Genomic DNA, 1,718 nt, shown 5'->3' on the forward strand with positions numbered 1-1,718 from the left:
GAGCCGAGCCCATGCTCGGCTGCTGTTGGCGGAAGAGCAGCCGAGCATGGGCTCGGCTCTACACACAACAGAAAAAGACGCACGGCCACAGGGCCGTGCGCTTGGGAAGTATCGACCCGGCCCCGATCAGGCCCGGCCGACAACGACATGCTAGGCTCGTCGGCATCATGGGTACAGAACCAGATGCGGGTTGAGTCGATGGATACAGAAGACACCACCACGATGATCCCACCCCGCTACCAGCGGCTGTCGGACGAGCTGGCTGAAGCCATCCACGGCGGGCGCCTGCCGGTCGGCAGCCGCTTGCCCTCGCTGCGGCAGATGGCTTCGCAGCGCCAGCTCAGCCTGAACACCGTGATTGCGGCCTATCGCCAGCTGGAAGACGCCGGGCTGGTCATTCCGCGGCCGAAGGCCGGCTTCGAAGTCGCGCCGCGACTGTCGGCGCCGCAGCGATCACTGCGCGATGCGCCGTCAGCACCGACCGCGCCGCTGCAGCAGGTGCTGATGGCCCGCGTGCTGGAAGCACAGCGTCGCCCCGGCGTGGTCGACCTGGCCTTTGCCGGCCCGCGCGGACGACAGTTCTACCCGGGCGCGCAGCTGGCCCGGCACACCGCGCAGGTACTGCGCCATGGTCAGCAGACCGTGGAGACCTACGCCCGCCCCAATGGTTCGCAGCGCCTGTTGGCGCAGATCGTGCGGCGTGGCCCACGGCTGGGCCTGCATACCCATGCCGAGCGCCTGCTGTTGACCCATGGCGCGATGGAGGCGCTGCAGCTGGCCCTGCGCGCGGTTACCCAGGCCGGTGATGCCGTCGGCATCGAGGCGCCCTCGTACTTCAACCTGTACCCGTTGCTGACCACCCTCGGCCTGCAGCCGATCGAACTGCCTACCCATCCGCAGCGTGGCCTGGACGTGGATGCGCTGGACGCACTGCTGGAGCACACACCGCTGGCGGCGCTGGTGGTGATGCCGACCGTACACAACCCTCTGGGCTGCACGATGCCGATCGCCGACAAGCAACGCCTGGCCGAGCTGGTCAACGCGCGCCAGCTGCCGCTGATCGAAGACGCGGTGTATGCCGAACTGCAGTTCTGCGAGCCGCCGGCCCCCTTGCTGAAGGCGTTCGACCGCGATGGCTGGGTGATGGTGGTCGGTGGCTTTTCGAAGACGCTGGCACCGGACTACCGGATCGGCTGGCTCGATGGCGGACGCTTCGCCGAACGCATCGCGCTGCTCAAATTCCAGTCCACCGGCGGCGAACCGCAGCTGCTCGGTGATGCGGTGGCCGCCTACCTGGAAGCAGGCAGTTACGAGCACCACCTGCATCGCATGCGCCGCCTGTACCGCGAACAGGTCGGTCGCCTGCGGCAACTGGTCGCCGAACATTTCCCGGCCGGCACCTGCGCGACCGAGCCGCAGGGCGGGTTCCTGCTGTGGCTGGAACTGCCGGGCGTGGACACCCGTGAACTGTTCGAGCGCGCACTGGCAGAGGACATCGTGTTCATGCCGGGCCAGGTGTATTCGCGTGGCGCGCGGTACCGGCACTGCCTGCGGTTGTCGTGTTGCCAGACCCTGGACGCGCGCTTCATCGGTGCGGTGGAACGGTTGGGTGCGATCGCGCGGGAGCTGGTAGCACGTTGATGGATCGGTAGCGCCGGGCCATGCCCGGCGGCTTCTTTCCCTGCCGCGCTGCGCGCTCGCCGGGCATGGCCCGGCGC

General features: G+C 68.3%; 1 protein-coding gene. It reads left to right on the forward strand.

All coding sequences use genetic code 11. The annotated features are described in order from the left end of the window. Positions 1-198: 198 nt before the first annotated feature. Positions 199-1,641 (forward strand): PLP-dependent aminotransferase family protein, encoded by a 1,443-nt coding sequence (locus ACFX4F_RS19955; RefSeq protein WP_380658049.1) that lies wholly within the window; start codon positions 199-201, stop codon positions 1,639-1,641. Positions 1,642-1,718 lie beyond the last annotated feature (77 nt).

Source organism: Stenotrophomonas sp. YIM B13575 (assembly GCF_042787595.1).
Classification (GTDB): domain Bacteria; phylum Pseudomonadota; class Gammaproteobacteria; order Xanthomonadales; family Xanthomonadaceae; genus Stenotrophomonas; species Stenotrophomonas lactitubi_B.